Annotated in this window: 1 protein-coding gene; it reads left to right on the top strand. The window is 61.9% G+C overall.

Features of this window, described 5'->3' with window-relative positions; all coding sequences use genetic code 11:
• Positions 1-680: aldehyde dehydrogenase family protein (locus PG5_RS29960; protein ID WP_042955879.1), on the top strand; the 680-nt coding region annotated here is incomplete at both ends.

The following is a 680-nucleotide window of genomic DNA, read 5'->3' as shown; positions in this document are numbered from 1 at the left end:
GGCTCGACCCCGGTCGGCTCGCACATCATGAAATGCGCGGCCGAGAACATCATTCCGTCCACCGTGGAGCTGGGCGGCAAGTCGCCGAACATCTTCTTCGAAGACATCATGCAGGCCGAACCGTCCTTCATCGAGAAGGCCGCCGAAGGCCTGGTGCTGGCGTTCTTCAACCAGGGCGAAGTCTGCACCTGCCCTTCCCGCGCCCTGGTGCAGGAATCGATCTACGACGACTTCATGAAAGAGGTGATGAAAAAAGTCCTGTCGATCAAACGTGGCGACCCGCTGGACACCGACACCATGGTCGGCGCCCAGGCGTCCGAGCAGCAATTCGACAAGATCCTGTCCTACCTGGAAATCGCCAAGGGCGAAGGCGCCGAGCTGCTGACCGGCGGCAAGGTGGAAAAACTCGAGGGCAACCTGGCGAGCGGCTATTACATCCAGCCGACGCTGCTCAAGGGCACCAACAAGATGCGCGTGTTCCAGGAAGAAATCTTTGGCCCGGTGGTGAGCATCACCACCTTCAAGGACGAAGCCGAAGCCCTGGCCATCGCCAACGACACCGAGTTCGGCCTGGGTGCCGGCCTGTGGACCCGCGACATCAACCGCGCCTATCGCATGGGCCGGGCGATCAAGGCGGGTCGCGTGTGGACCAACTGCTACCACCTGTACCCGGCGCATGC

The sequence above is a fragment of the Pseudomonas sp. G5(2012) genome, from assembly GCF_000408945.1.
In the GTDB taxonomy this organism is placed as follows: domain Bacteria; phylum Pseudomonadota; class Gammaproteobacteria; order Pseudomonadales; family Pseudomonadaceae; genus Aquipseudomonas; species Aquipseudomonas umsongensis.
Note: the sequence above shows the minus strand (reverse complement) of the source record. Positions and strands in the feature narration are given on the sequence as shown.